This is a genomic window from Kitasatospora sp. NPDC022856, from assembly GCF_055561235.1.
Map to the genome: position 1 here is coordinate 268,427 of NZ_JBVHHE010000007.1, position 24,599 is coordinate 293,025.

Consider the following 24,599-nt stretch of genomic DNA (forward strand, 5'->3'; position numbering starts at 1 on the left):
CCCACCGAACCGACCGATCGCCCAGGAGCCGTACCCATGACCGACGAACTCGCCCGCCGGATCGCCGCCCTGATGCCCCGGGCCAAGGACGACCTGGCCGAGCTGGTCGCCATCCCCTCCGTCGCCGACCCCCGCCAGTACCCGCCGGAGAAGTGCCGCGAGGCCGCCGAGTGGGTCGCCGCCGCCTTCACCCGGGCCGGCCTGCGCGACGTCCATCTGGAGGAGACGCCGGACGGCAGCCACGCCGTGATCGGCCACCGCCCGCCGCCGCCCGGCGCCCCGACCGTCCTGCTCTACTGCCACTACGACGTCCAGCCGCCGCTCGACGACGCCGCCTGGACCTCCCCGCCGTTCGAGCTCACCGAGCGCGACGGCCGCTGGTACGGACGCGGCACCGCCGACTGCAAGGGCAACATCGTCATGCACCTCACCGCCCTGCGGGCGCTCGGCGACGACCTCCCGGTCGGCATCAAGTTCGTCGCCGAGGGCTCCGAGGAGCAGGGCACCGGCGGGCTGGAGGCGTACGTGCCGCCGCACGCGGGCGAGTTGCACGCCGACGCCCTGCTGGTCTGCGACACCGGGAACGCGGCGGTCGGCGTGCCGACCGCCACCACCTCGCTGCGCGGGGTCACCAACGTGGTGGTCGGCGTCTCGACCCTCGCCGGCGACGTGCACTCCGGCATGTTCGGCGGGCCCGCCCCGGACGCCCTGGCCGCGCTGATCCGCGCCCTCGACTCGCTGCGCGACGCCGAAGGCGGCACCCGGATCGACGGCCTGGACTCCACCGGCACCTGGCGCGGCGTCGGCTACGACGAGCAGCAGTTCCGCACCGACGCCGGGGTCCGGGAGGGCGTCCGGCTGACCGGTTCCGGCACCGTCGCCGACCGGCTCTGGGCCAGGCCCGCCGTCACCGTGCTCGGCATCGACTGCCCCCCGGTGGTCGGCTCGGCGGCCGCCGTCCCGGCCACCGCCCGCGCCCGGGTCAGCCTGCGGGTGCCGCCCGGCACCGACGCGCGGGCCGCCCAGGACGCGCTGACCGCGCACCTGAAGGCCGCCGTGCCGTGGGGCGCGCAGGTCACGGTCGAGCCGGAGAGCGTCGGTTCGCCGTTCCAGGCCTCCACCGGCGGGCCGGCGTACCAGGCGCTCGACCGGGCCATGCGGGAGGTCTACGGCAAGCCGATCTCCTTCCTCGGCCAGGGCGGCTCGATCCCGCTCTGCAACGTGTTCGCCCGCACCTACCCGGACGCGGAGATCATCCTGATGGGCGTCGAGGAGCCGCGCTGCCTGATCCACGCGCCCAACGAGAGCGTCGATCCCGGCGAGATCGAACACATGGCCCACGTCGAGGCGTTGTTCCTCCGGCACTACGCCGAGTCCACCCGGACGTGAGGGAGTTCGGTACGCGCGACAGCCCGCGCCCGGCGGCCGGCCCGACCCGGACGGCCACCGGTCCGGGACCGGTTCCAGAACGGGAAGGACGGCGGGGAAGACAGAGGGGAAGACAGAGGGGAAGACAGCGGGAAAGACAGCGGGGAAGACCCAACGGGACAGAAGCGGAATTCCGGTACGGGGCAGACGCAGCACGTCCGGTACGGGACAGACGCAGAGAGGAACCCTCATGCCACGACCGTTCACCACCGAGGACTACACCGCCCGGATGGCCCGGGCCACCGCCGACGCGGCCGCCGCCGGACTCAGCGGCCTGGTCGTCGCCCCCGGCCCCGACCTGGTCTACCTCTGCGGCTACCAGCCGACCGCGATCACCGAACGGCTGACCGCGCTGCTCCTCACCGACGGCCGCGAACCCGCCCTGATCGTCCCCAAGTTGGAGCGGCCCGACGCCGAACGGGCCACCGGCGCCCCCGGCCTGCTGCTGCTCGACTGGACGGACGGCGAGAGCCCCTACGACACCGCCGTCCCGCTGCTCGACCCCGCCGGTCGCTACGGCGTCTCGGACAACGCCTGGGCGATGCACCTGCTCGGCCTCCAGGCCGCCCTGCCGGGCGCCGGCTGGACCTCGCTCACCGAGGCGCTGCCGATGCTCCGGGCGGTCAAGGACACCGACGAGCTGGAGCGGCTGGCCGCGGCCGGCGGCGCCGCGGACGCCGCCTACCGCGGCATCCTGGAGGTGCGGTTCGCCGGCCGGCGGGAGACCGACGTGGCCGCCGACCTCAGCGCCCTGCTCATCCAGTACGGGCACAGCCAGGTCGACTTCACCGTGGTCGGCTCCGGCCCCAACGGCGCCAACCCGCACCACGAGGCGGGTGACCGGGTCATCGAGGCCGGGGACACCGTCGTCCTGGACTTCGGCGGCCTCAAGGACGGCTACGGCTCCGACACCACCCGGACGGTGCACGTCGGCACGGACGTCCCGGCCGAGGTGCGGACGGTGCACGACGTCGTCCGGCAGGCGCAGCAGACCGCGTTCGAGGCGGTCCGGCCCGGCGTGACCTGCCAGGAGATCGACCGGATCGCCCGCCGGGTGATCACCGAGGCCGGGTACGGCGAGTACTTCATCCACCGCACCGGGCACGGCATCGGCATCACCACGCACGAGCCGCCCTACCTGGTCGAGGGCGAGGAGCAGCCGCTCGTCCCGGGGATGTGCTTCTCGATCGAGCCCGGTGTCTACCTGCCCGGCCGCTTCGGGGTGCGGATCGAGGACATCGTGACGGTGACCGACCAGGGCGGCCGGCGGTTCAACAACACGCCCCACGAGCTGGGCACCGTCTCCTGACCACCGTCTCCTGACCACTGCCGACCGGCCCCGCGACCTGCGGCGGAGTCCGCCCGCACCGCGCCGCACGGGGCCGATCGGGCGGGCCGGGCCGTTCCGCTGTCCGGCGTCTTTCTGAGTCTTTGCTGGACGACAGGCCGTTCGCGTGAAGAGTTCTCAAAGAATGCCTTGCTAGCTTCGGCTGGCATGACCAAACTGCTCCGCCCGGCGCCGCCCCCACCCGCGAGCGCCGGGCGGCTGCGTCCGGTGACCCGGCCGCTGCCCGGTGCGCGCGCCAGCGCACTGACGCGGCTGCGGCTCCTGGCGTGGCCGCTCTACCTCGTCGCCCTGCTCTGGTACGTGCGCACGTACGGCCTGCCGTACTCCAACGACGTGGTCTTCTGCTGGCTGATCGGCGCGCTGCTGGCCGCCGCGGTGCACAGCGGCCACGGGACGCGCGGCTTCCTGCTGGTGCTGCGCGACTGGGTGCCGGTGATGGCCGTCGTCTGGGCGTACTCGCTGCTGCGCGGGTACGGCGCGCACACCCCGTGGGCCCCGCACTGGCGGCCGCAGCTGCGGGCGGACGAGCTGCTCGGCTTCGGTGAGACCTGGACGGTCCGGCTGCAGCACGGGCTCTACACCGCCGGTTCGCCGCACTGGTACGACTACGCGGCGGTCCTCGTCTACATGTCGCACTTCTTCATGATCTTCGTGGTGCTGGCCGTGCTCTGGCGGCGCCGCCACGACCGGTTCCGGCACCTGCTCACCTGCTACCTCGCGCTGACCTTCGCCGGTTTCGCGACGTACCTCCTGTTCCCGGCCGACCCGCCGTGGCTCACCGCGCAGGAGGGCCACATGCCGGCGCTCACCCGGGTGGTGTCGGACGTGCTGACGCAGAGCGGGCTGCCCCGGGCCGGGTCGGTCTTCGAGAACGGCAGCCGGTTCGCCAACGACGTCGCCGCGATGCCCTCGCTGCACTCCGCGTACCCGGCGATGCTGCTGTTCTTCTTCTGGCCGACGGCCGCGCGGTGGGTCCGCGTGCTGCTGGTCGCGTACCCGCTCGCGATGGCGTTCACCCTGATCTACGGGGCTGAGCACTTCATCGTCGACGTCCTCGCCGGCTGGGCGTACGCGGCGGCTGTGGTCTACGGCGTGCGGTGGCTGCGCGCACGGCGCCGGGCCCGGCTGCTGGCGGTGGCCGTACCGGGGTAGCCGCGCCGCCCGGCCGGGTGCGGACCGCACCACCCCCGTGCCCGGCCGGCGGCCGCCACCGGCAGACTGGGCGGGTGACCGAGACGCCCAGGAAGCCCACGCAGGACCAGCTGCTCGCCGCTCGCGACAGCACCATCGCGGACATCGCCGGCCCCGGGCTCCGGGTGCTGTTCTGCGGGATCAACCCCGGCCTCTGGTCGGGCGCCACCGGTCACCACTTCGCCCGGCCGGGCAACCGGTTCTGGCCCGCGCTGCACCGCTCCGGCTTCACCCCGCGCCAGTTCCGCCCGGACGAGCAGCGCGAGCTGCTCGACCTCGGCCTCGGCATCACCAACGTCGCCCCGCGCGCCACCGCCAAGGCGGACGAGCTCACCGCCGACGAACTGCGCGAGGGCGGGGCCGCGCTCGCCGCCCGCGTCCTGGCGCTGCGCCCGCGGGCGCTGGCCGTGCTCGGCATCGGCGCGTACCGGACGGCCTTCGGCCGGCGGACGGCGGCGGTCGGTCGGCAGCCGGAGGGCCTCGGGGAGACCGAGGTCTGGGTGCTGCCCAACCCGAGCGGGCTCAACGCGCACTACACGCTGGACGCGCTGGCGCGGGAGTTCCGGCGGCTGCGCGAGGCCGTGGAGTGACCGGGGCCGGGACCGCCGGAGGGCCGACGACCGGCCCGCGGGGGCGGTTCAGCGCGCGCCGAACCGCTCGTCGGTGGGTACCACCTCGCGCCCCAGCGGCATCAGCGAGATCGGGATCATCTTGAGGTTGGCCCAGCCGAACGGGATCCCGATGATCGACACGAACAGCGGGATGCTCGTCGCGATGTGCGCCAGCGCCAGCCACCAGCCCGCGAACACCAGCCAGATCACATTGCCCACGCAGGACGCCGCCCCGGCCTCCGGCCTCTCCACCGTCGTCCGGCCGAACGGCCAGATCACGAAACCGGCGATCCGGAACGAGGCGATGCCGAACGGGATCGTGACGATGAGGACGCAGCAGATGATGCCGGCGATGACGTAGCCGAGCGCCATCCAGATCCCGCAGAAGATCAGCCAGATGGCGTTCAGGACGAACTCGATCACCTTCATGGTGGGCACCCTCTCACGACGGACGGCCGACCCCTATGACGTGCCATGCCCGCTGTCCGCCGTGTCTACGCCGCCGCCCGCCGACCCGCCCGCCGGACCGACCGGAGAACCGACGACCGAACCGACCGCCGAACCGGCCCGCCACGGGCGGTCCGCCGGTGCCGGGCCCCTACAGCGCCGGGCCCCTACAGCGGGGTGACGGCTTTCAGCACCAGCAGCAGCGCCACCGCCGCGTTGACCGCGCAGAGCGCCGACGCGGCCGTTCCGATCGCCGCCACCATGGCCGCGAGGCCCGCCCGGGTGTGGGCCGGCGGCCAGTTCCGCGAGGACGGCACCGGGCCGAGCAGCGCGGCCACCCGGCGCGGCACCGGGCCGGGCACGGCCCCCGGCGCGGCGAAGGCGGCGAAGCCGGGAGCGGGCGCCCGGTGCGAGACCAGCGCCGCCCGGGCCACCGCCCGGGCCGTGATCCGCCGGTCGCCGACCGCCTGGGCCGACTCCTCGTCCGCCCACCGCTCCGCGCTGTACGCCACCGCCTGCTGCAGGGGCCGCAGGAACGGGTTGACGCAGCCCGCGAGTTGGGTGATCAGCAGATAGCGGTGGTGCCGGTGCTCCAGGTGCGCCCGCTCGTGCGCGAGCAGCGCCTCGCGCTCGTCGGCCGCCAGCCCGGCCAGCATCCCGGTGGAGACCACCACCCGCCCCGGCGAGCCGGGCAGCGCGTAGGCGTAGGGCCGGTCGTCCGGCAGCACCGCGAGGTCGTCCGGGAGCCCGCCGGGCGTGCCGCCGAGTCCGTACCCGGTCGTGCCGCCGAGGTCGCGGCCGAGCGCCCGGCGGGCCCGGGCCCGGATCCTCAGGTGTCGCACCACCGTGCGCAGACAGGCCCCGGCCACCACGGCCAGCACGCAGATCGCCGCCGTGCCGACCGTCTCGTGGTACGGCAGCGCCGCCCGCACCTCCGGGTCGGACCAGCTGTCCGGCAGCGGGTTGCCCGGGATCTGGGCGGTGCCCACCACCCCGGTCAGGCCGAGGCAGACGGCGCTGCACAGCGCCATCACCGCACTGATCACGGTCAGCAGCCGGGACGCCCCGCGCGGATGCAGGTGCTGTTCGGTGAGCCGGGCGATCGGGACGGCGGTCAGCGGCAGGATGAGCGGGAGGAAGACGAAGACGCCCACGGGTCAGCTCTCGTGGTCGGCCACTGCCGGGTCGGCACCGGCGCTGTCCAGCAGCGTCCGCAGCAGCTCCTCGTCGTGCGGCAGCAGGGCGGTGACGAAGCTGGCCAGGACGGCGTCCCGGTCCGGCTCGCCGTCCAGCATCCGGCGCATCCGCAGTGCGGCCAGCCCGGCCGCGTCGGAGGACGCCTGCCAGAGGTAGGAGCGGCCCGATCGGGTCCGCGAGACGGCCTTCTTGGCGTGCAGCCGGGACAGGATGGTCATCACGGTGGTGTACGCCAGGCCGCCGTCCAGCCGCTCCTGGACCCAGACCGCGGTGGCCGGGCCGGGCGCCCGCTGGAGCACCGCCAGCACCTGGGCCTCCAGCTCGCCCTGGCCTCGCCGGCGGGCCCGTGGATCCCCGGCCGCCGGGGCGTGCCTCTCCTCTGCCATGACGGCCGCTCCCTCCGGATGCCGCGCCCCGCAGCCGGCGGGACGCGCTCTCATCCTAACGAGCGACCGCCGGCCCCCGGCCGCCCACCGGCCCGCTCAGACCAGCGGCTCACGGGCGTTCTGCCGCCGGTCCAGCTCGGCGATCCCGGGGTGGTGCAGGTCGAAGGCCGGGGACTCCGAGCGGATCCGGGGCAGGGTGACGAAGTTGTGCCGCGGCGGCGGGCAGGAGGTGGCCCACTCCAGCGACCGCCCGTACCCCCAAGGGTCGTCCTCGGTGACCCTGCGGCCGTACCGCGCGGTGTGCCAGACGTTGTAGAGGAACGGCAGGGTGGAGATGCCGAGCAGGAAGGAGCCGATGCTGGAGACGGTGTTCAGCGTGGTGAAGCCGTCCGAGGCCAGGTAGTCGGCGTAGCGGCGCGGCATGCCCTCGGCGCCCAGCCAGTGCTGCACCAGGAAGGTGGCGTGGAACCCGACGAAGAGCGTCCAGAAGTGGATCCGCCCGAGCCGCTCGTCCAGCATCCGTCCGGTGAACTTGGGCCACCAGAAGTGGAAGCCGGCGAACATCGCGAAGACCACGGTGCCGAAGACCACGTAGTGGAAGTGGGCGACGACGAAGTACGAGTCCGAGACGTGGAAGTCGATCGGCGGCGCCGCGAGCAGGACCCCGGTCAGCCCGCCGAACAGGAAGGTGACCAGGAAGCCGACCGTCCAGAGCATCGGGGCCTCGAAGCTCAGCGAGCCCTTCCACATGGTGCCGATCCAGTTGAAGAACTTCACCCCCGTCGGCACCGCGATCAGCATCGTCATGATCGAGAAGAACGGCAGCAGCACCTGGCCGGTGACGAACATGTGGTGCGCCCAGACCGTGATCGACAGGCCGGTGATGGCGATGGTGGCGGCGATCAGCCCGGAGTAGCCGAAGACCGGCTTGCGGCTGAAGACCGGGATGATCTCGGTGACGATGCCGAAGAACGGCAGCGCGATGATGTACACCTCCGGGTGCCCGAAGAACCAGAACAGGTGCTGCCAGAGCAGCGCCCCGCCGTTCGCCGCGTCGAAGACGTGCGAGCCGAACTTGCGGTCCGACTCCAGGCAGAGCAGCGCGGCCGCCAGCACCGGGAAGGCGAAGAGCACCAGGACGGCGGTGAGCAGGATGTTCCAGACGAAGATCGGCATCCGGAACATCGTCATCCCGGGGGCCCGGAGGCAGACGATCGTGGTGATGAAGTTGACCGAGCCGAGGATGGTCCCGAAGCCGGAGAAGGCCAGGCCCATGATCCACAGGTCCGCGCCGAGGCCCGGGCTGTGCTCGGCGCTGTTCAGCGGCGCGTAGGCGAACCAGCCGAAGTCGGCCGCGCCGTCCGGGGTGACGAAGCCGTAGAGGGCGATCAGCGAGCCGAACAGGTAGAGCCAGTAGGCGAGCGCGTTCAGCCGGGGGAAGGCCACGTCGGGCGCGCCGATCTGCAACGGCATGATCCAGTTGGCGAAGCCGGCGAACAGCGGGGTCGCGAACATCAGCAGCATGATCGTGCCGTGCATGGTGAAGAGCTGGTTGAACTCCTCGTTGGAGAGCAGTTGCAGCCCCGGCCGGGCCAGCTCGATCCGCATCAGCATCGCCATCAGCCCGCCGACCAGGAAGAACAGGAACGCGGTGGTGATGTAGAGGGTGCCGATCCGCTTGTGGTCGGTGGTGGTGAGCCAGCCCACCAGGGCCCGGCCGCGCCGTCGGCGCGCGGCCGCCCGCCGACGGTCCAGTCGCGGCGTGCGCGACGGGCGCGGAGCCCGCTCCACGGCGTCCTTCGGCAGGAGAGTCACGCGGCGCACCTTCCGTACTCGGGGCCGGGCCCCGGTCGAGCCCGCCGGCCCGGGCCCGGACAGCAGTCGGACAACGACTACCAGCCGCCGCCCGGCCCCGCCGGGGGGCGCGCGGGGCCGGTCACCCGAACAGGCGCGGTCCGGTTGCCCGGCGCCCGGCCGCGGCGGACGGTCGAGGTCCGTACCCCTTTCCGTGCGCCTGTTCGCCGTCGGTCCGGCTCCGGCCGGGAACCGCCGACGACGCCGGCCTGCGGCCCAGGAGGAGTCATGAGCACCTCGTCGCCCACCCCCGACCAGCCCCCGCCCTGGCGCTCCGGCACCGGGGCGCCGCCCCCGCCGCCATCGGCCGACCGGTTCCGTGACTGGGCCCCCGGCCTGGTGATGTTCGCGGGTGTGCTGATGCTCATCAACGGCTTCATGGAGGCGGTGCGGGGCATCATGGCGGTCGCCGACGACGACATCTTCGTCTCGACCCCGCGCTACGTCTTCCGCTTCGACCTCACCGGGTGGGGATGGGTGCACATCGTCATCGGCGCCCTGGTCGCGGTGGTCGGTGCCTTCGTCCTCAAGGGCGCCGCCTGGGCCCGCTGGGCCGGTGTGTTCCTCACCGCGCTGAGCGCCCTGGACAACTTCCTGGCCCTGCCGTACTACCCGCTCTGGTCGATCGTGGTGATCGCCCTGGACGTCTTCATCATCTGGGCGCTCTGCGTCTACCGGCCGGAGGACGACGTGTACTGACCGGCCGCACCGACCCGCCCCGCGCCCGTACCGCACCGCCGGTACGGGCGCGGGCCGTCTCAGCTGCGGGCGCGCTGGGTGACCGCGATGCAGACCAGCACCACCACCGCGGTGACCGGCGCCGCCACCGGCAGCTCCTCGCCCAGCAGCAGCACCGCCCAGACCAGCGTCAGCAGCGGCTGGGCGAGCTGGAGCTGACTGGCCCTCGGCACCCCGATCGCCGCCATCCCCCGGTACCAGAGCACGAACCCGCCGAGCTGCGACACCGCCGCCGTGTACGCCAGCCCGGCCAGCGCCTTCACCCCCGGGTGCGCCGGCTCGCCCGGCAGCGCCAGCGCCGTGGTCACCACGGTGACCGGCAGCGCCGCGACCACCGCCCAGGCGATCACCTGCCACCCCGGCAGCTCCCGCGAGATCCGCCCGCCCTCCGCGTACCCGGCCGCGCAGACCACCAGCGCGGCGAACAGGTAGAGGTCGGCGGTGGTCGGCCGCCCGTGGCTCTGCAGCAGGGTGAAGGCCAGCACCGCCGCCGCACCGGCCAGCGCCGCGCACCAGAAGGCCCGGGACGGGCGCCGGCCGGTGCGCAGCGCCGAGAACGCGGCGGTGGCGAGCGGCAGCACACCGATGACCACAGCCGAGTGGGCGGTCGAGGAGGCCCGCAGCGCCAGCGTGGTGAGCAGCGGGAAGCCCAGCACGCAGCCGGCCGAGACCACCAGCAGCCCGGGCCAGTGCCGGCGCGCGGGGAGCGGGACGCGGGCGGCCGCCAGGCAGAGCGCGGCGAGCAGCCCGGCCACGGCGCCGCGCAGGCCGGTCGCCGTCCACGGACCGAACCCGGACAGGGCCCAGGCGGTCGCGGGGAAGCTGAAGGAGAAGGAGAGGACGCCGAGGGCCGCCAGGGCCGTACCGGAGCTGCCCGAGCTGGCGGAGCTGGCGGAGCCGATCGGTGCCTGCGGTGCTATCGCGATCGGGCGGGTAGCGCTATCTTGTGCCGTCATGAACGAGCGTAGCAGCGTGACCGATCTGGCCGACAGCCTGCGCCGGGAGGTCGAGCGCTACCCGGAGGGACGCAAGCTGCCGTCGAGCCGGGCCCTGATGGAGCGCCACCAGGTCAGCCCGGTGACGGTCTCCCGGGCGATCGCCGTGCTGGCGGCCGAGGGCCTGGTGGTCTCCCGGCCGGGCGCCGGGGTCTTCCGGGCCGCCGCCTTCGCGGGCGGCGGCACCACCGGCGGCGGTTCGCCGCTCGCCGCGCCGACCGCCCGGCCCGGCGACCTCTCCTGGCAGGAGCTCGCGCTGAGCGCCGACGCGGGCCCGCGCGACCGGGGCGCGGGCGCGCTGTTCGCCACCCTGAACGTCCCGCCGCCCGACGTGGTCGACCTGAACGGCGGCTACCCGCACGCCTCGCTCCAGCCGGAGCGGCTGCTGGCCGCCGCCCTGGCCCGGGCCGGCCGGCGGCCCGGCGCCTGGGAGCGCCCGCCGGTCGACGGGCTGACCGAACTGCGCGCCTGGTTCGCCCGGGACATCGGCGGCAACGGCGGGCCGCTGGGCGCGGGCGACGTCCTGGTCACGGCGGGCGGGCAGAGCGCGCTGACCGTCGCGATCCGCGCGCTGGCCGCCCCGGGCGCACCCGTGCTGGTGGAGTCGCCGACCTACCCCGGGACGCTCGCGGTCGCCCGCGCGGCGGGCGTGCGGCCGGTCCCCGTCCCGGTGGACGAGGACGGCGTGCGCACCGACCTGCTGGCGGCGGCCTTCGACGCCACCCGGGCCCGGGTCTTCGTCTGCCAGCCGCTGTTCCAGAACCCGACCGGCGCGGTGCTCTCCCCCGAGCGGCGCGCCGAGGTGCTGCGGATCGCCCGGACGGCCGGCGCGTTCGTCGTCGAGGACGACTTCGCCCGCCGGCTGGTCCACGCCGACTCCCCCGCGCTGCCGCGCCCGCTCGCCGCCGACGACCCGGACGGCGTGGTGGTCCACCTGCGCTCGCTGACCAAGGCCACCTCGCCCAATCTGCGGGTCGGCGCGCTGACCGCCCGCGGCCCGGCCCTGCGGCGGCTGCGGGCGACCCAGGTGGTGGACAGCTTCTTCGTGCCCCGGCCGCTCCAGGAGGCGGCACTGGAACTGGTCGCCGACCCGGGCTGGGCGCGCCACCTGCGCACCCTCGGCGCCGAGCTGCGCGACCGCCGGATGCTCACGGTGGCGGCGCTGCGCCGCGAACTCCCCGGGCTGCTCGGCCCGCACCGGCCCGGGGGCTACCACCTCTGGCTGCGGCTGCCGGAGGGCACCGACGAGGCCGCGCTGGCCACCGCCGCGCTGCACGCCGGGGTGCTGGTCGCCCCCGGAAGCCCCTACTACGCCGCCGAGCCCCCGGCGCCCCACCTGCGGCTGAGCTATGCCGCCGTCGACAGCCCGGCCCGGATCGCCGAGGGCGTCCACCGGCTGCGCCGGGCCTACGAGGGTCTCACCGGCTGAACGCGGTCGGCCGCCGAGCGAGCGGGCGGGCGGGGGCGCGGGGCAGGCGGGCCCCCGTCAGCCCCGGTAGCCCGCCATCCGCTCCAGTCGGGCGATCCGCTCCGCCATCGGCGGGTGCGTCGAGAAGAGCTTCGTCCCGGCCTCGCCCGGGCGGAACGGGCTGGCGATCATCATGTGGCTGGCCGTCTGGAGCTGCGGCTCCGGTGGCAGCGGCAGCTGCCGGGTGCCGACGTCCAGCTTGCGCAGGGCGCTCGCCAGGGCGAGCGGGTCGCCGGTGATCCGAGCACCGTCGGCGTCGGCCTGGTACTCCCGGGAGCGGCTGACGGCCAGCTGGATCAGCGAGGCGGCGAGCGGCCCCAGGATCATGATCGCGAGCATCCCGAAGAGCCCGGGGCCGTCGTCGTCGTCGCTGCGGCCGAACGGCACCAGCCAGGCGAAGTTCACCAGGAACATCACCACCGAGGCGAGCGCCCCGGCGACCGAGGAGATCAGGATGTCCCGGTTGTAGACGTGGCTCAGCTCGTGGCCGAGCACCCCGCGCAGCTCCCGCTCGTCCAGCAGCTGGAGGATGCCGTCGGTGCAGCAGACCGCCGCGTTGCGCGGGTTGCGGCCGGTGGCGAAGGCGTTCGGGGCCGGGGTCGGGGAGATGTACAGCCGCGGCATCGGCTGGCGGGCCGAGGTGGAGAGCTCACGGACGATCCGGTACAGCCGCGGCGCCTCGATCTCGCTCACCGGGCGGGCCCGCATGGCGCGCAGGGCGAGCTTGTCGCTGTTCCAGTACGCGTAGGCGTTGGTCCCGAGCGCGACCAGCAGGGCGATCACGAAGCCGGTGCGGCCGAAGAAGCTGCCGATCACCAGGATCAGCGCCGAGAGGCCGCCGAGCAGTGCGGCGGTCCTCAGTCCGTTGTGCCGGCGGTGCACGGCAGGCCCTCCAATGGTGCGGTGGGGAAGCCCTCGCTGCCTCGTCCCTCTGCCCGCTCAACGGGCGAGCCCGGCGGCCTTGTTCCCTTGTGACCACCGCTACACCCGGACCGCCCAGCCGCCCGCCCCGGCCGGCGGCCTCAGAACAGCGTGCCGCCGACCACCTGGAGGACCAGCTGCGGGGCCACCGAGAGCACCACGGCCACCGAGGCGGTGAGCCCCAGGGTGGCCGTCAGCGAGGCCGGCGGCCGGCGCTCGGCGACGGCGGTGACCGCGTCCTGCAACGGCGCCGGGGCGAAGAGCCGCGCCGTCCAGAGCAGGTAGTAGTACAGCGCGATGACCACATTGACGGCCATCACCACGGCCAGCCAGCCCAGCCCGGCGTCGACGGCGGCGCGGAACACCACCACCTTGCCGAACAGCCCGATCACCCCGGGCGGGAGCCCGGCCAGGCAGAGCAGGAAGAACGCCAGCGCCAGGGCCGTCCAGCGGCGCCGGGCGAACAGGCCGCGGAACTCGTCCACGCTCGTCCCGGCCCGGCGGCCGACGGCGGCGACCACCGCGAAGGCGCCCAGGTTCACCACGCCGTAGATCAGCGCGTACGCGGCGGTGGCGCCCAGGCTGTCCGCCCCGGTCCGTGCGTAGCCGGCGGCGGCGAGCGGCACCAGCAGGTACCCGGCCTGGCCCACCGAGGACCAGGCGAGCAACCGCACCGCGCTGTACCGGGTGTCGAACCGCTGGCGCAGCGCGCCCACGTTGCCGACCGTCATGGTGACGGCGGCCAGCACCGCGAGCACCAGGCCCCAGGTGTGCGCGTACGGCCGGAAGGCGATCGTGGTGACCAGCGCCAGGCCGGAGAGGCCGGCCGCCTTTCCGACCACCGAGAGGTAGCCGGCCACCGGCAGCGGGGCGCCGACGTAGGTGTCGGGCACCCAGAAGTGGAACGGGACGGCGGCGACCTTGAAGGCGAAGCCGACCAGGGTGAGCACCGCGCCGGCCTCGGCCAGCGGCTTGAGCTGGGCGGGGGCGTGGGCCAGGCCCTCGGCGACGGCGCCCAGGTGCAGGCTGCCGCTCGCGGCGTAGACGAAGCCGATGCCGAGCAGCATCACCGCGGTCGCGGTGACGGAGGAGAGGAAGAACTTCAGCGCGGCCTCCGCGCCCCGGCCGTCCCGGCGCAGCGCGACCAGGGCGAAGGCCGGCAGCGAGGCCACCTCCAGGGCGACCACCAGGGTGGCGAGGTCCCGGGAGGCGGGCAGCAGGGCGGCGCCGGTGGCGCTGGAGAGCAGCAGGAACCAGTACTCGCCGCCGGGCAGCCCCGCGGCGGAGCCGTCGTCCGATGCCGGGCCGTCCACGGTGTGCATCGAGAGCAGCGCGGCGATCAGCGCGCCGCCGAGCGCGAGCAGCTGGAAGACCAGCGCGAAGTGGTCCGCGACGTAGGAGCAGCCGGTGTCCCGCACGCAGAAGGTGCTCCGGGGCGAGCCGCCGGTGAGCGGGAGCAGGGCGAGCAGCGCGAGGGCGAGGCCGCCCACGGCCAGGGCGCCGAGCAGCTTGCGGTGGCGCGCGGGCAGGAAGAGGTCGGTGACCAGCACCGCGAGGGCGGCCAGCGCGGCGATCAGCGGGGGCGCGATCGCCAGCCAGTCCACGGACTGGATCAGGCTGCCCGGGTCAGCTACGGCGAGGGAGGTCACAGTGGGCTGCCCCGTGGAGTGAGGTCCGAGTGCGGCGAGCTGGGGTCCGAGCATGTCAGCCACCCCCGAGGAGGTGCTTGACGGCCGGGTCGGAGAGACCGAGCAGGAGCGCGGGCCAGAGGCCGGCGAGCAGGGTGAGGGCGGCCAGCGGGGTCCAGCTGACGGCCTCGTACGGGCGCAGGTCGGCGAGCTCGGCCACCGGGGCCAGCTGCTTCGGGTCGCCCATGCAGACGCGCTTGACCACCATCAGCAGGTACCCGGCGGTGAGGAGGGTGCCCAGGCCGGCCAGCACCATGTAGGTGACGAACGCGGGGCGCGAGAGGCCCTCGGCCGGGTCGAACGCGCCGAACATCGCGAGCAGCTCGCCCCAGAAGCCGGCCAGCCCCGGCAGGCCGAGGCTGGCGACGGCGGCGAAGGCCAGCAGGGCGCCGATCCGCGGGGCCCGTCCGTAGAGGGCGGCCCCGGTGGAGCCGGCCAGGGTGTCGAGGTCCGCCGTGCCGTAGCGGTCCTTCAGGGCCCCGACCACGAAGAACAGCAGGCCGGTGATCAGCCCGTGGGCGATGTTGGCGAAAAGCGCGCCGTTGACGCCCACCGGGGTGAGGGAGGCGATGCCCAGCAGCACGAAGCCCATGTGGCCGACGGAGGAGTAGGCGATCAGGCGCTTGAGGTCGCCCTTGGCCCCGGGCCGGACCAGCGCGAGGCAGGCCAGCGAGCCGTAGACGATGCCGACGGCGGCGAACGCGCCCAGGTAGGGGGCGAGCGTCGCGGTACCGTCCGGGACGACCGGCAGGAGGACCCGGACCAGGCCGTACGTCCCCATCTTCAGCAGCACGCCGGCGAGCAGCACCGAGCCGACCGTGGGGGCCGCCGTGTGCGCGTCCGGGAGCCAGCTGTGCAGCGGCCAGGCGGGGGCCTTGACCACCAGCCCGACCATGATCGCCAGGGCGGCGACCACCTGGGTGGTGTGGCTCAGGCCGCTGCCGTGCGCGGCGGCCAGCGCCTGCATGTCGAAGGTGCCCGCCTTGCTGCCGACCAGCAGGAAGCCGAGCAGCATCACCGCCGAGCCGAGCAGCGTGTACAGGATGAACCGGTTGGCGGCCGGCACCTTCGCCCCGGTGCCCCAGCGGGCGATCAGGAAGTACATCGGGATCAGCACGATCTCGAAGGCCAGGAAGAAGAGCAGCAGATCCAGCACCGCGAAGGTGGCGAGCATGCCGACTTCGAGCAGGAGGAACAGCCCGGTGAAGGCCCGGGCCGAGGGGACGCCCTCCCCGGTCGGCAGCCGCTTCTCCGAGTACAGCGCGCAGAGGAAGGTGAGCAGCGCGGTCAGCACGATCAGCGGGAGCGAGACGCCGTCCACGCCGAGGTGGAGGCGCACGCCGATGGCCGGGATCCAGGACACGTCGGTGGTCGCCTGCATCCGGCCGGGCCCGTCGTGGTCGAAGCCCGCCGCGAGGACGATGCCGAGCACCAGGACGGCGCCGGTGACCACGGTGTTCAGCCGCAGCGCGCGCCGGTCGGCGGCGGCCGGGTCGGCGCCGAACGCCGGTACCAGGGTCAGCGCGGCCCCGGCCAGCGGCAGCACCAGGAGGGCGATGAGGACTGCGTTCATCGGGGGCTCCTACGGGCTGCGGTCGGCGGGGCTGGGCGGCGGGGCTGCCTGTTCTGGTCCATCCGGCTACACCGCCACCAGGACGGCCAGCAGGACGACGCCGGCGAGCAGCGCGCTGAGGTAGGTCTGCGCGTTCCCGGTCTGGGCGAGCCGGACGGCCCGGCCGAGCAGGCCGGCCGCCGTCCCGCTGCCGCGCACGTACGTCTCGACGACCTCGCGGTCGAGGAAGCGGACCAGCCGGGCGGCGGCGGTCACCGGCCGGACGAACAGCGCGCTGTAGAGCCGGTCGACGCCGAAGCCGTGCCGGGCCGGGCCGAACAGCGGACCGAGCAGGGTGCGGCCGGGGTCGGCGACGATCACCTCGGCGGCCGGGGCGCCGGCCTGCTCGGGCACCCGGCCCAGCGGTGCGGCGGGCGGCTGGCCGGCGCCGAGCCGCGCGGTGGCGGAGCGCCAGGCCCCGTACGCCAGCAGCGCGCCGACCACGGCGAGGCCGGTACCGGTCACGGCGGTGACGGCCGAGGGCCGCAGCGAGCCGCCGTCCAGCAGCGCGGGCAGCCAGTCCGAGCGCAGGCTCGTCACGCCGAAGGCCATGGTCGGGACGGCCAGCACCCAGAGCGGCCAGCGCATCGCGGGCGGCTCGGCGGTGGCCGGGTCGGCCTCGTCCACCTCGGGCGAGTAGGGCGCGTCGGCCTCGTGGTCCGCCGGCGAGGCGGGCGCGGCGGCGCCGGCGGCGGCCGGGCTGTGGAACGCCACCAGGAACAGCCGCGCCGCGTACGCCGCGGTCAGCAGGGCGGTGAGCGCGGCCGAGATCAGCACGATCCAGCCGGCCGACTGCGGTACCGCGGACACCGGGCCGAGGCCGTTGGTCAGCGCCTCGCCGTTGGCCGCGTGCTCGGCGGCGGTCAGCACCGCCTCCTTGCTGAAGAAGCCGGAGAACGGCGGCAGCCCGATCAGGGCGACGAGCGCGATGCCCATCGTCCAGTAGGCGTCCGGCACCCGCTTGCGCAGCCCCGGGATCCGGGACATCGCGGAGATCGAGTTGGTGTGCGCGGCGTGGATCACCACACCGGCCGCGAGGAACAGCAGTGCCTTGAACGCCCCGTGGCTGACCAGGTGGAAGACGGCGGCCTCGCGGTCGCCGGCGGCCAGGGCCCCGGCCATGTAGCCGAGCTGCCCGACCGTCGAGTACGCGAGTACCCGCTTCAGGTCGTCCTGGGCGAGCGCGCAGAGCGCCGAGCCGATCATCGTCACGGCGGCCATCACCGCGAGCACCACCAGCGCCGCGCCGGAGAGCAGGAAGACCGGCAGCAGCCGGGCGACCAGGTAGATGCCGGCCGCGACCATGGTGGCGGCGTGGATCAGCGCGGAGACCGGCGTCGGACCGGCCATCGCGTCCGGGAGCCAGGTGTGCAGCGGGAACTGCGCGCTCTTGCCGGCCACGCCGGCGAGCAGCAGCAGCGCGGTCAGCGTCGGGTGGCCGAGCCGCCCCTCGGCGGCGGCCGCCAGGACGTCAGAGATCCGGAAGCTGCCGGCGTCGGCGCCCAGCAGGAAGATGCCGAACAGGAACGGCACGTCACCGAGCTTGGTGACCAGGAAGGCCTTCAGCGAGGCCGACCGGGCGTCCGCGGTCTCCCAGTGGTGGCCGATCAGGAAGTACGAGCAGATGCCCATGACCTCCCAGCCGACCAGCAGCACGATCAGGTCGCCCGAGTAGACGACCAGGAACATCGCCGCCGTGAACAGCGAGACCAGCGCCGCGTACGACGGGTAGCGCGGGTCGTCCTTGAGGTAGGCGGTCGAGTACACCTGCACGCAGGTGGCGACCAGGCCGACCAGCACGGAGATCAGCGAGCTGTAGCCGTCCAGGTAGACGCCGAGCGTGAGGTCCGGCCCGCCGGTCGGGGTGAGCCGGGTGCCGGCCTCCAGCACCTGGCCGGTGCCCAGCTGGAGGGCGACCACCAGGGCGAGCACGGCCGAGACGGCGACCGGCACGATCGCCAGCGGCCGGGCCAGACCGGGCGCGCGCCTGCCGACGGCCAGGGTGGCGGCCGATCCGAGCGCGGGCAGGACGGGGACGAGGACGGGCAGGGCGAGGTTCATGCGGCGGCCTGGCCCTTCGGTGCCCCGGCGCCGGCCGGCGCCTCCTCTGCGGACTCGGCGGGATCACCGAGCGCGGTGGCCCGGTCGATGTCCGCGGTGCCCCGGGCCCGGAAGAGCAGCAGGACGATGGCGAGCCCGAGGCCGATCTCGGCGGCGGCGATGGTGATGGTGAACAGGGTGAGTGCCTGGCCGGCGTGCAGGGAGTCCCGCAGCCAGGCGTCGAAGGCGACGAGGTTGAGGTTGACGGCGTTGAGCATCAGCTCCACGGACATCAGCACCAGGACGACGTTGCGCCGGGCGAGCACGCCGTACACGCCGACGCTGAACAGCAGCGCGGCGAGCACGACGGGGTAGGCGAGATGCATCAGCTCTCCTCCGCCGAGGTCGTCGAGGCGGGAGCCGCGGGCTCGGCCGGGGCCTTCGGCGCGGTGGCGGCGACCGTCCCGTTGGAGCCCACCGGCCGGCCCGCGCGCAGCTTGGCGGCCCGGGGCGGCGGCACCCGCCGACCGGCCCCGCGGGACAGCACGATCGCGCCGACCAGTGCGGCCAGCAGCAGCACCGAGAGCGCCTCGAAGGGCAGCACCCAGGTCCGGAACAGGCTGGTACCCGTCGCCTGCGCCGAACCGCCGCCCCCGCCGAGGTCGATCCACGACGTCCGGAAGGCGTCGACGAGCAGCGTCACCAGCGTCCCGGCCGTGGCCAGCGCCACCACCAGGGCGACCCAGCGGTTGCCCGAGTCGGCGTCCGGCGAGCGCCCGATCGGCGCCCGGGTGAGCATCAGCCCGAACAGCACCAGGACGACCACCGAGCCGAGGTAGATCAGCACCTGCACCCACGCGATGAACTCGGCGGTGAGCAGCAGGAACTCCACCGCCAGGCCGCCGAGCGCGACCACCAGCCAGAGCGCGGCGTGCACCAGCTGCCTGGTGGTCACGGCCATCACGGCCGAGCCCAGCACGGCGACGCCGACCAGCAGGAAGACGATCTCGACCCCGGTCGGGGAGAGGAACGAGCGGGCGGCCGGGTCCAGCGACCCGGCCGCGGTCAGCAGGGCGGCACTCATCGCGGGTCACCCTCCTCCGGCGCCGCCGAGGCGGCGGCGGCCAGCTTGTCCGCGGCCTTGCGCGCGGTGGCGATCTCCTTGGGCTCCTCGGCCGCCGGGTCCAGCGCCGGCGGCGCCGGCACCGTCCACATCCACTCGCGGAGCTTGTCCCGCTCGTGGGTCAGCTCCAGGATGTCGGTCTCCGCGTACTCGAACTCCGGGGACCAGAACAGCGCGTCGAACGGGCACACCTCGATGCAGATCCCGCAGTACATGCAGAGCGAGAAGTCGATGGCGAAGCGGTCCAGCACGTTGCGGGTCCGGGCGCGGGCGTTCGGGTCGGCGGCCGGCAGCGTCTCCTTGTGGGAGTCGATGTAGATGCACCAGTCCGGGCACTCGCGGGCGCACAGCATGCAGACCGTGCAGTTCTCCTCCAGCAGCGCGATCACGCCGCGCGAGCGCGGCGGCAGCGCGGGCTGCACGTCGGGGTACTGCGCGGTGACGGTCTTCTTCGTCATCGTCCGCAGGGTGACGGCCAGGCCCTTGGCCAGTCCGGAGCCGGGGAAGCTCATGCGCCCACCCCGCTCCGCCGGGCCGGGGCGTCGGCCCCTGCGTGCCTGTCGGCCACGAGCTCGCTGCGCTCGGTCATGAGATCGCCACCTTGATGATGCCGGTGAGGGCGAGCTGGACGAGGGCCAGCGGGATCAGCACGAGCCACGCGAAGCGCATCAGCTGGTCCTCCCGCAGTCGCGGGTAGGTGACCCGCAGCCAGATGACCACGAAGGCCAGCGCGAAGGTCTTCAGGATCGTCCAGAGCCAGCCGAGCTCGTCCGGCAGCGGACCGTGCCAGCCGCCCAGGAAGAGCACCGCGGTCAGCCCGGAGACCACCAGGATCCCGACGTACTCGGAGAGCAGGAAGAGCGCGAAGCGCAGCCCGGTGTACTCGGTGTACGCGCCGAAGATGATCTCCGAGTCGGCCACCGGCATGTCGAACGGCGGGCGCTGGAGCTCGGCCAGGCCGGCCGTGAAGAAGACGAAGGCGCCGATGAGCTGCCACGGGATCCAGTACCACTGCCAGGCGTCCAGGATCCCCGGGAGCGAGAGCGTGCCGGCCGCCATCGCCACCGAGGCGGCCGCGAGCACCATCGGCAGCTCGTAGGACATCAGCTGCGCGGCCGTCCGCAGACCGCCGAGCAGCGAGAACTTGTTCGCCGAGGCCCAGCCGGCCATCAGCTTGCCGATCACGCCGACGCCCATCACGGCCAGCACGAAGAAGAGGCCGGCGTCGATCGCCTGGCCGACGAGGCCGTCCGGCCCGACGGGGATGGCGAGCAGCACGAACAGGTAGGGCAGCAGGGAGACGGCGGGCGCCAGCTGGAAGATCCTGCGGTCCGCCCCGGCCGGGACGATGTCCTCCTTCTGCGCGAACTTCACGCCGTCGGCGACGAGCTGCGCCCAGCCGTGGAAGCCGCCGGCGTACATCGGACCGAGCCGGCCCTGCATGTGCGCCATCACCTTGTGCTCGGTCTGGCCGATGACCAGGGGGAAGGTGAGGAAGACGACGAGGGTGGCGACGCAGCGCAGCAGCGTGTCGAGCAGGTTCACGTGCTGTCTCCGTCCTGGTCGGCCGGGTCGGCCGGCGTCTCCTTCGTCCCGTCCTCCGCGCGCTTCCCGTCCTCCGGTCCGGTCGCACCGACCGCCTCGCCGGGCGCCTCGGGCGCGGCAGCGGCCTCGGTCTCGGTCTCGGTCTCGGTCTCGGGTGCGGCGGTGCCCTTAGGTGCGGCCTCGGCCTCGGAGCCGTGCGCGGGCACCGGGGCGTGCCAGGGCGCGTCCGCGGACTGGGTCCGGGCCGGCGCCGGCCGCCCGGGCTTCGGCTCGGCGCTCTCCACGACGGGCTCCCCGGCGGGGGCCTGGCTCGCCGAGCCGTCCGTGACGGACCTGGTCCGGCGCGGTCGGTCGGCCCGCACCGGCGGCGCCGCCTCGGCGGCGGCTCCCTCGGCGGTGGTTCCCTCGGCGACGGTCTCGGCGGCCTGGCTCACCGAGCCCGCGTCGACCGACCTGGTCCGGCGCGGCCGGTCGGCCCGGACGGCGGGCCCGCCCTCGGCCGAAGCGGCGGCCGCACCTGCGGCGGCCGCACCGGCCCGGGGCGTACGGGCCGCCGCGCCGGCCGCCCGCGCACCGCGCGCGGGCCGCTCGGCCACCGGCGGCAGGGTGCCCTTGAGCGGGCCCCACTCGTTCGGGTCCGGGACGCCGGGCGGCTGCATCTTGCGCCGCGCCGGTCCGTCACCGTGGTCGGACTCGCCCGGCTCCTTGGCGCCCGGCCAGGCCTTGGCGACCCGGGCCGCGAGCACGAACTCCTTGCGCAGCGGGAACCCCTCGAAGCCGTCCGGCAGCAGCAGGGTGACCAGGTGGGGGTGCCCGGGGAAGTCGATGCCGAACATCTCGTGCGTCTCGCGCTCGTGCCAGCCGGCTCCCGCGTACACCTCGACGGCGGTCGGCAGGGCGGCCCCCGCCCGCGCCACCTTGGTGCGCAGCGCCAGGTGGCGCACCCCGGGGCCGTCCGCGGCGGCCAGGTGGGCGACCACCGAGAAGCCCTCGGCCAGCTCGTCGACGGCGCTCAGCCAGTCGAAGAACCGCAGGCCCAGGACGTCCCGGGCCGCGGTGAGCGCCTCGATCCAGTGCTCGGCGGGCACGTCGACGGTGACCAGCCCGTACGCCTCGGCGCCGGTGGCCCACTCGCCGACCGACGCCGCGTACTGCTCGGCGGTGCTCACGAGACGCCTCCTTCGGACGGCGCGGGGCCGGCCACCAGCGGGCGGCGCAGCGCGCTCGCTGGCGCGGCGTACCGGCCGGGCAGCGACTCGGCGGCGATCTTCTCCTGGAGCTTGAGGATGCCCTGGAGCAGGGCCTCCGGCCGGGGCGGGCAGCCGGGCACGTAGACGTCGACCGGGATGATCTGGTCGACGCCCTTGGTGACGGAGTAGGAGTCCCAGTAGGGGCCGCCGGAGTTGGAGCAGGCGCCGAAGGAGATGACGTACTTCGGCTCGGGCATCTGCTCGTAGAGGCGCTTCACGGCGGGCGCCATCTTGTCGGTCACCGTCCCCGAGACGATCATCAGATCGGCCTGTCGGGGGCCGGGCGCGAACGGAATCACACCCATCCGGATGAAGTCGTGCTTGGCCATCGACGCGGCGATGAACTCGATCGCGCAGCAGGCGAGGCCGAAGTTGAAGCACCAGAGGCTGTAGCGGCGGCCCCAGTTCAGGACGACCTTGACCGGGTCCGGCGCCAGCCGGGCGAGCGGGCCGAGGCTGCTCCGCCCGACGGCCGCACCGGGGCGCGACGGGTCCGGCAGACCGAGCGGTACCGGGCCCCCGGCGCCCCCGGCGCCGTGCGCGTGCGAGTGGTTGTGGGTCACGTCCATTCCAGAACGCCCTTCTTCCAGGCGTAGAGCAGCCCGACCGCGAGGAAGCCGATGAAGACGAACATCTCGATCAGCGTCCCGGCGCCGTAGCCGGCGGCGGCGAAGACGGTCGCCCACGGGAACAGGTAGATCGCGTCTACCGCGAAGATCACGTACAGGAAGGCGTAGACGTAGTAGCGGATCTGGGTGTGCGCCCAGTCCTCTCCCACCGGGTCCACGCCGCACTCGTAGGCGAGGAGCTTCTCCGGCGAGTACACCACCGGCCGCAGCAGCCGGTTGGCGGTGAACGCCACGGCGACGAAGAGCACGCCGACGACGGCGAGCAGGCCCATCGCGGCGTACGCGTCGAAGTAGCCGCTGCCGGCGGCCGGGTCGGCCGCGACGGCAGCTGCCGGCTGCCCCTCCATGCCCCTCGCCTCCACATCGCCTGGGAAAACCGCCCTCACGGCAGTTCTACGACGTTTCTTTACACGGTCATAACCATCGCCAATGCGTGAGTCTAAGTGCACGGCCGTGGAGCACCGCATCCCGCCCGATCCGCAAGACGGCCGATGGACATTCGGTGGACGACCGGGCCCGCCGGCCGCCCCGGGCGGGGGTGGGGATAACCCCCGGGCGGGAAGACGTATCACCCCCATGGCCCCGCGCGCCCCCGACCGGGGAAGCTTGGATCACCAGCTCGACTCCAAGGGACGGTAGATCCGACATGAAGCCACTGCACCGCCGCGCCGCGGATGCCCTCAAGGAGCAGGACGCGGGCCCCGAGCGCGCCCCGCTGTACGGCGCGCGGATGTGGCGGCAGGCCGGGCAGCTGATGCTCAATCTGCCGCTCGGCCTCGCCGGGTTCGTCTTCACCGTCGTCCTGCTCTCCGTCGGGCTGGCGCTCTCCATCACCGTGATCGGCCTGCCGCTGCTGGCCGCCGGGCTGGCCGGATGCCGACTCCTGGGCGCCTTCGCCCGCCGCCGGGCCCGCTCGGTGCTCGGCTCCGAGGTGCGCGAGCCGGAGCCGGTGCGCCGGAACCGGCCGGGGATCACCGGCTACGCGATCGCCTACCTCACCGACCCGCTCAGCTGGCGCTCGGCGCTCTACAACGTGCTGCTGCTGCCCTGGGGCCTGCTGAGCTTCGCGGTGACGCTGATCTGCGTCATCGTCGGCTGGCCGGTGCTGCCCTGGGTGGTCCGCTTCCAGGCGGCGATCGACCGGATGCTGGTGGAGGTCCTGCTCTACCCGGGCGCGCTCTCCGAGCGGGTGCGGGAGCTGGAGGACGACCGCGGCACGGTGATCGACACCGCCGCCGCCGACCTGCGCCGGATCGAGCGCGACCTGCACGACGGCGCCCAGGCCCGGCTGGTGGCCCTGGCGATGGACCTCGGCATGGCCAAGGAGAAGCTGAGCGAGACCGAGACGCCCGAGGACGTGGCGGCCGCGGCCCGGATGGTCGGCGCCGCGCACGGCGAGGTGAAGCTGGCCCTGCAGGAGCTGCGCGACCTGGCCCGGGGCATCCACCCGGCGGTGCTCACCGACCGGGGGCTGGACGCGGCGCTCTCCGCGGTGGCGGCCCGCTGCACGGTGCCGGACGGGGTCAAGGTGCACGTCGAGCTGACCGCCGCCGACGGCACGGTGGAGCGCCCGGACTCGGCGGTCGAGGGCATCGCCTACTTCACCGTCAGCGAGCTGCTGACCAACATCTCGAAGCACGCCCGCGCCCGCTCCGCCACGGTGGACGCCTGGCGGGCCGGCGACCAGCTGATGCTGCTGGTCCGGGACGACGGCAAGGGCGGCGCGGCCGCCTACCCGGGCAGCGGCCTGGCCGGGCTGGCCGAACGGATCCGGGCGGTGGACGGGGTGTTCCTGGTGGAGAGCCCGGACGGCGGGCCGACCACGGTCACCGTCGAGCTCCCCTGGCGCACCCGCGCCGCCCGCCGCTGACCGTTCCTCCGGCCCCCGCCGGACACCACAACGGGCCGGGACTCCGTCGAGGCAGTGACGGAGCCCGGCCCGTACCCGTGCGGCGGCCGCCCGCCGACCCTTGCGCGGTGCGCGGGCGGCCGCCGCCGGGGACCCGAGGGGCCAGGGCTTGTCCCACCCGGCCCTAGTAGTACTTCGTTAACTTGGCTTGATCCTGATCTGTGCATCGGGCATCCTGGCGGGCGTGGACTTGGGGGAGATTGAGCAACTGCGTGGCGA

Annotated in this window: 23 protein-coding genes; 7 read left to right on the top strand and 16 right to left on the bottom strand. The window is 74.1% G+C overall.

Annotated features, from left to right (window positions below):
- The first annotated feature begins 36 nt into the window (after nt 1–36).
- The 4 genes from ACZ34W_RS11600 (at nt 37) to mug (ending at nt 4,557) form a co-directional block, all read left to right on the top strand.
- Nucleotides 37–1,389 (top strand): M20/M25/M40 family metallo-hydrolase, encoded by a 1,353-nt coding sequence (locus ACZ34W_RS11600; protein ID WP_465603320.1) that lies wholly within the window; start codon nt 37–39, stop codon nt 1,387–1,389.
- A 229-nt stretch (nt 1,390–1,618) separates the two neighbouring features.
- Nucleotides 1,619–2,737, top strand: a complete 1,119-nt coding sequence (locus ACZ34W_RS11605; protein ID WP_465603322.1) for an aminopeptidase P family protein — start codon at nt 1,619–1,621, stop codon at nt 2,735–2,737.
- 186 nt (nt 2,738–2,923) lie between these two features.
- Complete coding sequence (locus ACZ34W_RS11610) at nt 2,924–3,928, top strand: phosphatase PAP2 family protein (RefSeq protein WP_465603324.1); 1,005 nt, start codon at nt 2,924–2,926, stop codon at nt 3,926–3,928.
- A 74-nt stretch (nt 3,929–4,002) separates the two neighbouring features.
- On the top strand, nt 4,003–4,557 hold the full coding sequence (gene mug / locus ACZ34W_RS11615; protein ID WP_329488205.1) for a G/U mismatch-specific DNA glycosylase: 555 nt from the start codon (nt 4,003–4,005) through the stop codon (nt 4,555–4,557).
- 48 nt (nt 4,558–4,605) lie between these two features.
- On the opposite strand, the gene ACZ34W_RS11620 is transcribed toward mug, so the two are convergent.
- The 4 genes from ACZ34W_RS11620 to ctaD form a co-directional block, all read right to left on the bottom strand.
- Nucleotides 4,606–5,007 carry a YccF domain-containing protein gene (locus ACZ34W_RS11620; RefSeq protein ID WP_329488206.1) on the bottom strand — a complete coding sequence of 134 codons (402 nt, stop codon included), beginning with the start codon at nt 5,005–5,007 and terminating at the stop codon, nt 4,606–4,608.
- Between the two features lie 185 nt (nt 5,008–5,192).
- A complete protein-coding gene (locus tag ACZ34W_RS11625; RefSeq protein ID WP_465603327.1) occupies nt 5,193–6,179 on the bottom strand; it encodes a M56 family metallopeptidase in 987 nt (328 codons plus the stop codon).
- A gap of 3 nt (nt 6,180–6,182) precedes the next feature.
- A complete protein-coding gene (locus ACZ34W_RS11630) occupies nt 6,183–6,608 on the bottom strand; it encodes a BlaI/MecI/CopY family transcriptional regulator (RefSeq protein ID WP_329488209.1) in 426 nt (141 codons plus the stop codon).
- A 96-nt stretch (nt 6,609–6,704) separates the two neighbouring features.
- Nucleotides 6,705–8,363, bottom strand: coding sequence for an aa3-type cytochrome oxidase subunit I (gene ctaD, locus ACZ34W_RS11635; RefSeq protein ID WP_329492142.1), 1,659 nt, complete (start codon nt 8,361–8,363; stop codon nt 6,705–6,707).
- Between the two features lie 327 nt (nt 8,364–8,690).
- Here ctaD and ACZ34W_RS11640 point away from each other — a divergent pair, with 327 nt between their 5' ends.
- On the top strand, nt 8,691–9,161 hold the full coding sequence (locus tag ACZ34W_RS11640) for a DUF7144 family membrane protein (protein ID WP_352286288.1): 471 nt from the start codon (nt 8,691–8,693) through the stop codon (nt 9,159–9,161).
- A 59-nt stretch (nt 9,162–9,220) separates the two neighbouring features.
- Here the strand turns inward: ACZ34W_RS11640 and ACZ34W_RS11645 are convergent, their stop codons facing one another.
- Nucleotides 9,221–10,156, bottom strand: a complete 936-nt coding sequence (locus ACZ34W_RS11645) for a DMT family transporter (protein WP_465603329.1) — start codon at nt 10,154–10,156, stop codon at nt 9,221–9,223.
- Between ACZ34W_RS11645 and ACZ34W_RS11650 the strand changes: the two genes are divergently transcribed.
- Entirely contained in the window at nt 10,155–11,624 is a 1,470-nt protein-coding gene (locus tag ACZ34W_RS11650) for an aminotransferase-like domain-containing protein (RefSeq protein WP_465603331.1), read from the top strand. The two genes, ACZ34W_RS11645 and ACZ34W_RS11650, sit on opposite strands and share 2 nt — an antisense overlap.
- A gap of 57 nt (nt 11,625–11,681) precedes the next feature.
- Here the strand turns inward: ACZ34W_RS11650 and htpX are convergent, their stop codons facing one another.
- The 11 genes from htpX to ACZ34W_RS11705 all read right to left on the bottom strand — a co-directional run bounded on the left by htpX (nt 11,682) and on the right by ACZ34W_RS11705 (nt 22,818).
- On the bottom strand, nt 11,682–12,545 hold the full coding sequence (gene htpX, locus ACZ34W_RS11655) for a zinc metalloprotease HtpX (RefSeq protein ID WP_329488213.1): 864 nt from the start codon (nt 12,543–12,545) through the stop codon (nt 11,682–11,684).
- Nucleotides 12,546–12,685: 140 nt separating this feature from the next.
- Complete coding sequence (locus tag ACZ34W_RS11660; protein WP_465603334.1) at nt 12,686–14,287, bottom strand: NADH-quinone oxidoreductase subunit N; 1,602 nt, start codon at nt 14,285–14,287, stop codon at nt 12,686–12,688.
- 1 nt (nt 14,288) lies between these two features.
- Nucleotides 14,289–15,845, bottom strand: a complete 1,557-nt coding sequence (locus ACZ34W_RS11665; RefSeq protein WP_465603336.1) for a complex I subunit 4 family protein — start codon at nt 15,843–15,845, stop codon at nt 14,289–14,291.
- Between the two features lie 66 nt (nt 15,846–15,911).
- Nucleotides 15,912–17,945, bottom strand: coding sequence for an NADH-quinone oxidoreductase subunit 5 family protein (locus ACZ34W_RS11670; protein WP_465603338.1), 2,034 nt, complete (start codon nt 17,943–17,945; stop codon nt 15,912–15,914).
- A complete protein-coding gene (gene nuoK / locus ACZ34W_RS11675; protein WP_329488217.1) occupies nt 17,942–18,310 on the bottom strand; it encodes an NADH-quinone oxidoreductase subunit NuoK in 369 nt (122 codons plus the stop codon). The genes ACZ34W_RS11670 and nuoK overlap by 4 nt, the downstream gene beginning before the upstream one ends.
- Nucleotides 18,310–19,008: an NADH-quinone oxidoreductase subunit J family protein gene (locus tag ACZ34W_RS11680; RefSeq protein WP_329488218.1), complete on the bottom strand. Its 699-nt coding sequence runs from the start codon at nt 19,006–19,008 to the stop codon at nt 18,310–18,312. Before ACZ34W_RS11680 ends, nuoK begins: the two co-directional genes overlap by 1 nt.
- Complete coding sequence (locus tag ACZ34W_RS11685) at nt 19,005–19,559, bottom strand: NuoI/complex I 23 kDa subunit family protein (protein ID WP_329488219.1); 555 nt, start codon at nt 19,557–19,559, stop codon at nt 19,005–19,007. The genes ACZ34W_RS11680 and ACZ34W_RS11685 overlap by 4 nt, the downstream gene beginning before the upstream one ends.
- 73 nt (nt 19,560–19,632) lie before the next feature.
- Nucleotides 19,633–20,586 carry an NADH-quinone oxidoreductase subunit NuoH gene (nuoH, locus tag ACZ34W_RS11690; RefSeq protein ID WP_329492143.1) on the bottom strand — a complete coding sequence of 318 codons (954 nt, stop codon included), beginning with the start codon at nt 20,584–20,586 and terminating at the stop codon, nt 19,633–19,635.
- A 2-nt stretch (nt 20,587–20,588) separates the two neighbouring features.
- The gene (locus ACZ34W_RS11695; protein ID WP_465603342.1) at nt 20,589–21,761 is read right to left on the bottom strand and encodes an NADH-quinone oxidoreductase subunit C; all 1,173 of its coding nucleotides are present in this window, start codon (nt 21,759–21,761) and stop codon (nt 20,589–20,591) included.
- A complete protein-coding gene (locus ACZ34W_RS11700; RefSeq protein ID WP_465603344.1) occupies nt 21,758–22,411 on the bottom strand; it encodes an NADH-quinone oxidoreductase subunit B in 654 nt (217 codons plus the stop codon). The genes ACZ34W_RS11695 and ACZ34W_RS11700 overlap by 4 nt, the downstream gene beginning before the upstream one ends.
- On the bottom strand, nt 22,402–22,818 hold the full coding sequence (locus ACZ34W_RS11705; RefSeq protein WP_329488224.1) for an NADH-quinone oxidoreductase subunit A: 417 nt from the start codon (nt 22,816–22,818) through the stop codon (nt 22,402–22,404). The genes ACZ34W_RS11700 and ACZ34W_RS11705 overlap by 10 nt, the downstream gene beginning before the upstream one ends.
- Before the next feature lie 299 nt (nt 22,819–23,117).
- Here ACZ34W_RS11705 and ACZ34W_RS11710 point away from each other — a divergent pair, with 299 nt between their 5' ends.
- Nucleotides 23,118–24,341 (top strand): sensor histidine kinase, encoded by a 1,224-nt coding sequence (locus ACZ34W_RS11710; RefSeq protein ID WP_465603347.1) that lies wholly within the window; start codon nt 23,118–23,120, stop codon nt 24,339–24,341.
- Nucleotides 24,342–24,599: the final 258 nt, after the last annotated feature.

What these genes read in the sequence shown, in the direction of transcription:
- ACZ34W_RS11600 (WP_465603320.1), top strand. Translation starts at nt 37, where the DNA reads ATGACCGACGAACTCGCCCGCCGGATCGCCGCCCTGATGCCCCGGGCC.
- ACZ34W_RS11605 (WP_465603322.1), top strand. Translation starts at nt 1,619, where the DNA reads ATGCCACGACCGTTCACCACCGAGGACTACACCGCCCGGATGGCCCGG.
- ACZ34W_RS11610 (WP_465603324.1), top strand. Translation starts at nt 2,924, where the DNA reads ATGACCAAACTGCTCCGCCCGGCGCCGCCCCCACCCGCGAGCGCCGGG.
- ACZ34W_RS11620 (WP_329488206.1), bottom strand. Translation starts at nt 5,007, where the DNA reads ATGAAGGTGATCGAGTTCGTCCTGAACGCCATCTGGCTGATCTTCTGC.
- ACZ34W_RS11630 (WP_329488209.1), bottom strand. Translation starts at nt 6,608, where the DNA reads ATGGCAGAGGAGAGGCACGCCCCGGCGGCCGGGGATCCACGGGCCCGC.
- ACZ34W_RS11640 (WP_352286288.1), top strand. Translation starts at nt 8,691, where the DNA reads ATGAGCACCTCGTCGCCCACCCCCGACCAGCCCCCGCCCTGGCGCTCC.
- ACZ34W_RS11650 (WP_465603331.1), top strand. Translation starts at nt 10,155, where the DNA reads ATGAACGAGCGTAGCAGCGTGACCGATCTGGCCGACAGCCTGCGCCGG.
- ACZ34W_RS11645 (WP_465603329.1), bottom strand. Translation starts at nt 10,156, where the DNA reads ATGACGGCACAAGATAGCGCTACCCGCCCGATCGCGATAGCACCGCAG.
- ACZ34W_RS11660 (WP_465603334.1), bottom strand. Translation starts at nt 14,287, where the DNA reads ATGCTCGGACCCCAGCTCGCCGCACTCGGACCTCACTCCACGGGGCAG.
- ACZ34W_RS11665 (WP_465603336.1), bottom strand. Translation starts at nt 15,845, where the DNA reads ATGAACGCAGTCCTCATCGCCCTCCTGGTGCTGCCGCTGGCCGGGGCC.
- ACZ34W_RS11670 (WP_465603338.1), bottom strand. Translation starts at nt 17,945, where the DNA reads ATGAACCTCGCCCTGCCCGTCCTCGTCCCCGTCCTGCCCGCGCTCGGA.
- nuoK (WP_329488217.1), bottom strand. Translation starts at nt 18,310, where the DNA reads ATGCATCTCGCCTACCCCGTCGTGCTCGCCGCGCTGCTGTTCAGCGTC.
- ACZ34W_RS11680 (WP_329488218.1), bottom strand. Translation starts at nt 19,008, where the DNA reads ATGAGTGCCGCCCTGCTGACCGCGGCCGGGTCGCTGGACCCGGCCGCC.
- ACZ34W_RS11685 (WP_329488219.1), bottom strand. Translation starts at nt 19,559, where the DNA reads ATGAGCTTCCCCGGCTCCGGACTGGCCAAGGGCCTGGCCGTCACCCTG.
- ACZ34W_RS11700 (WP_465603344.1), bottom strand. Translation starts at nt 22,411, where the DNA reads ATGGACGTGACCCACAACCACTCGCACGCGCACGGCGCCGGGGGCGCC.
- ACZ34W_RS11705 (WP_329488224.1), bottom strand. Translation starts at nt 22,818, where the DNA reads ATGGAGGGGCAGCCGGCAGCTGCCGTCGCGGCCGACCCGGCCGCCGGC.
- ACZ34W_RS11710 (WP_465603347.1), top strand. Translation starts at nt 23,118, where the DNA reads ATGAAGCCACTGCACCGCCGCGCCGCGGATGCCCTCAAGGAGCAGGAC.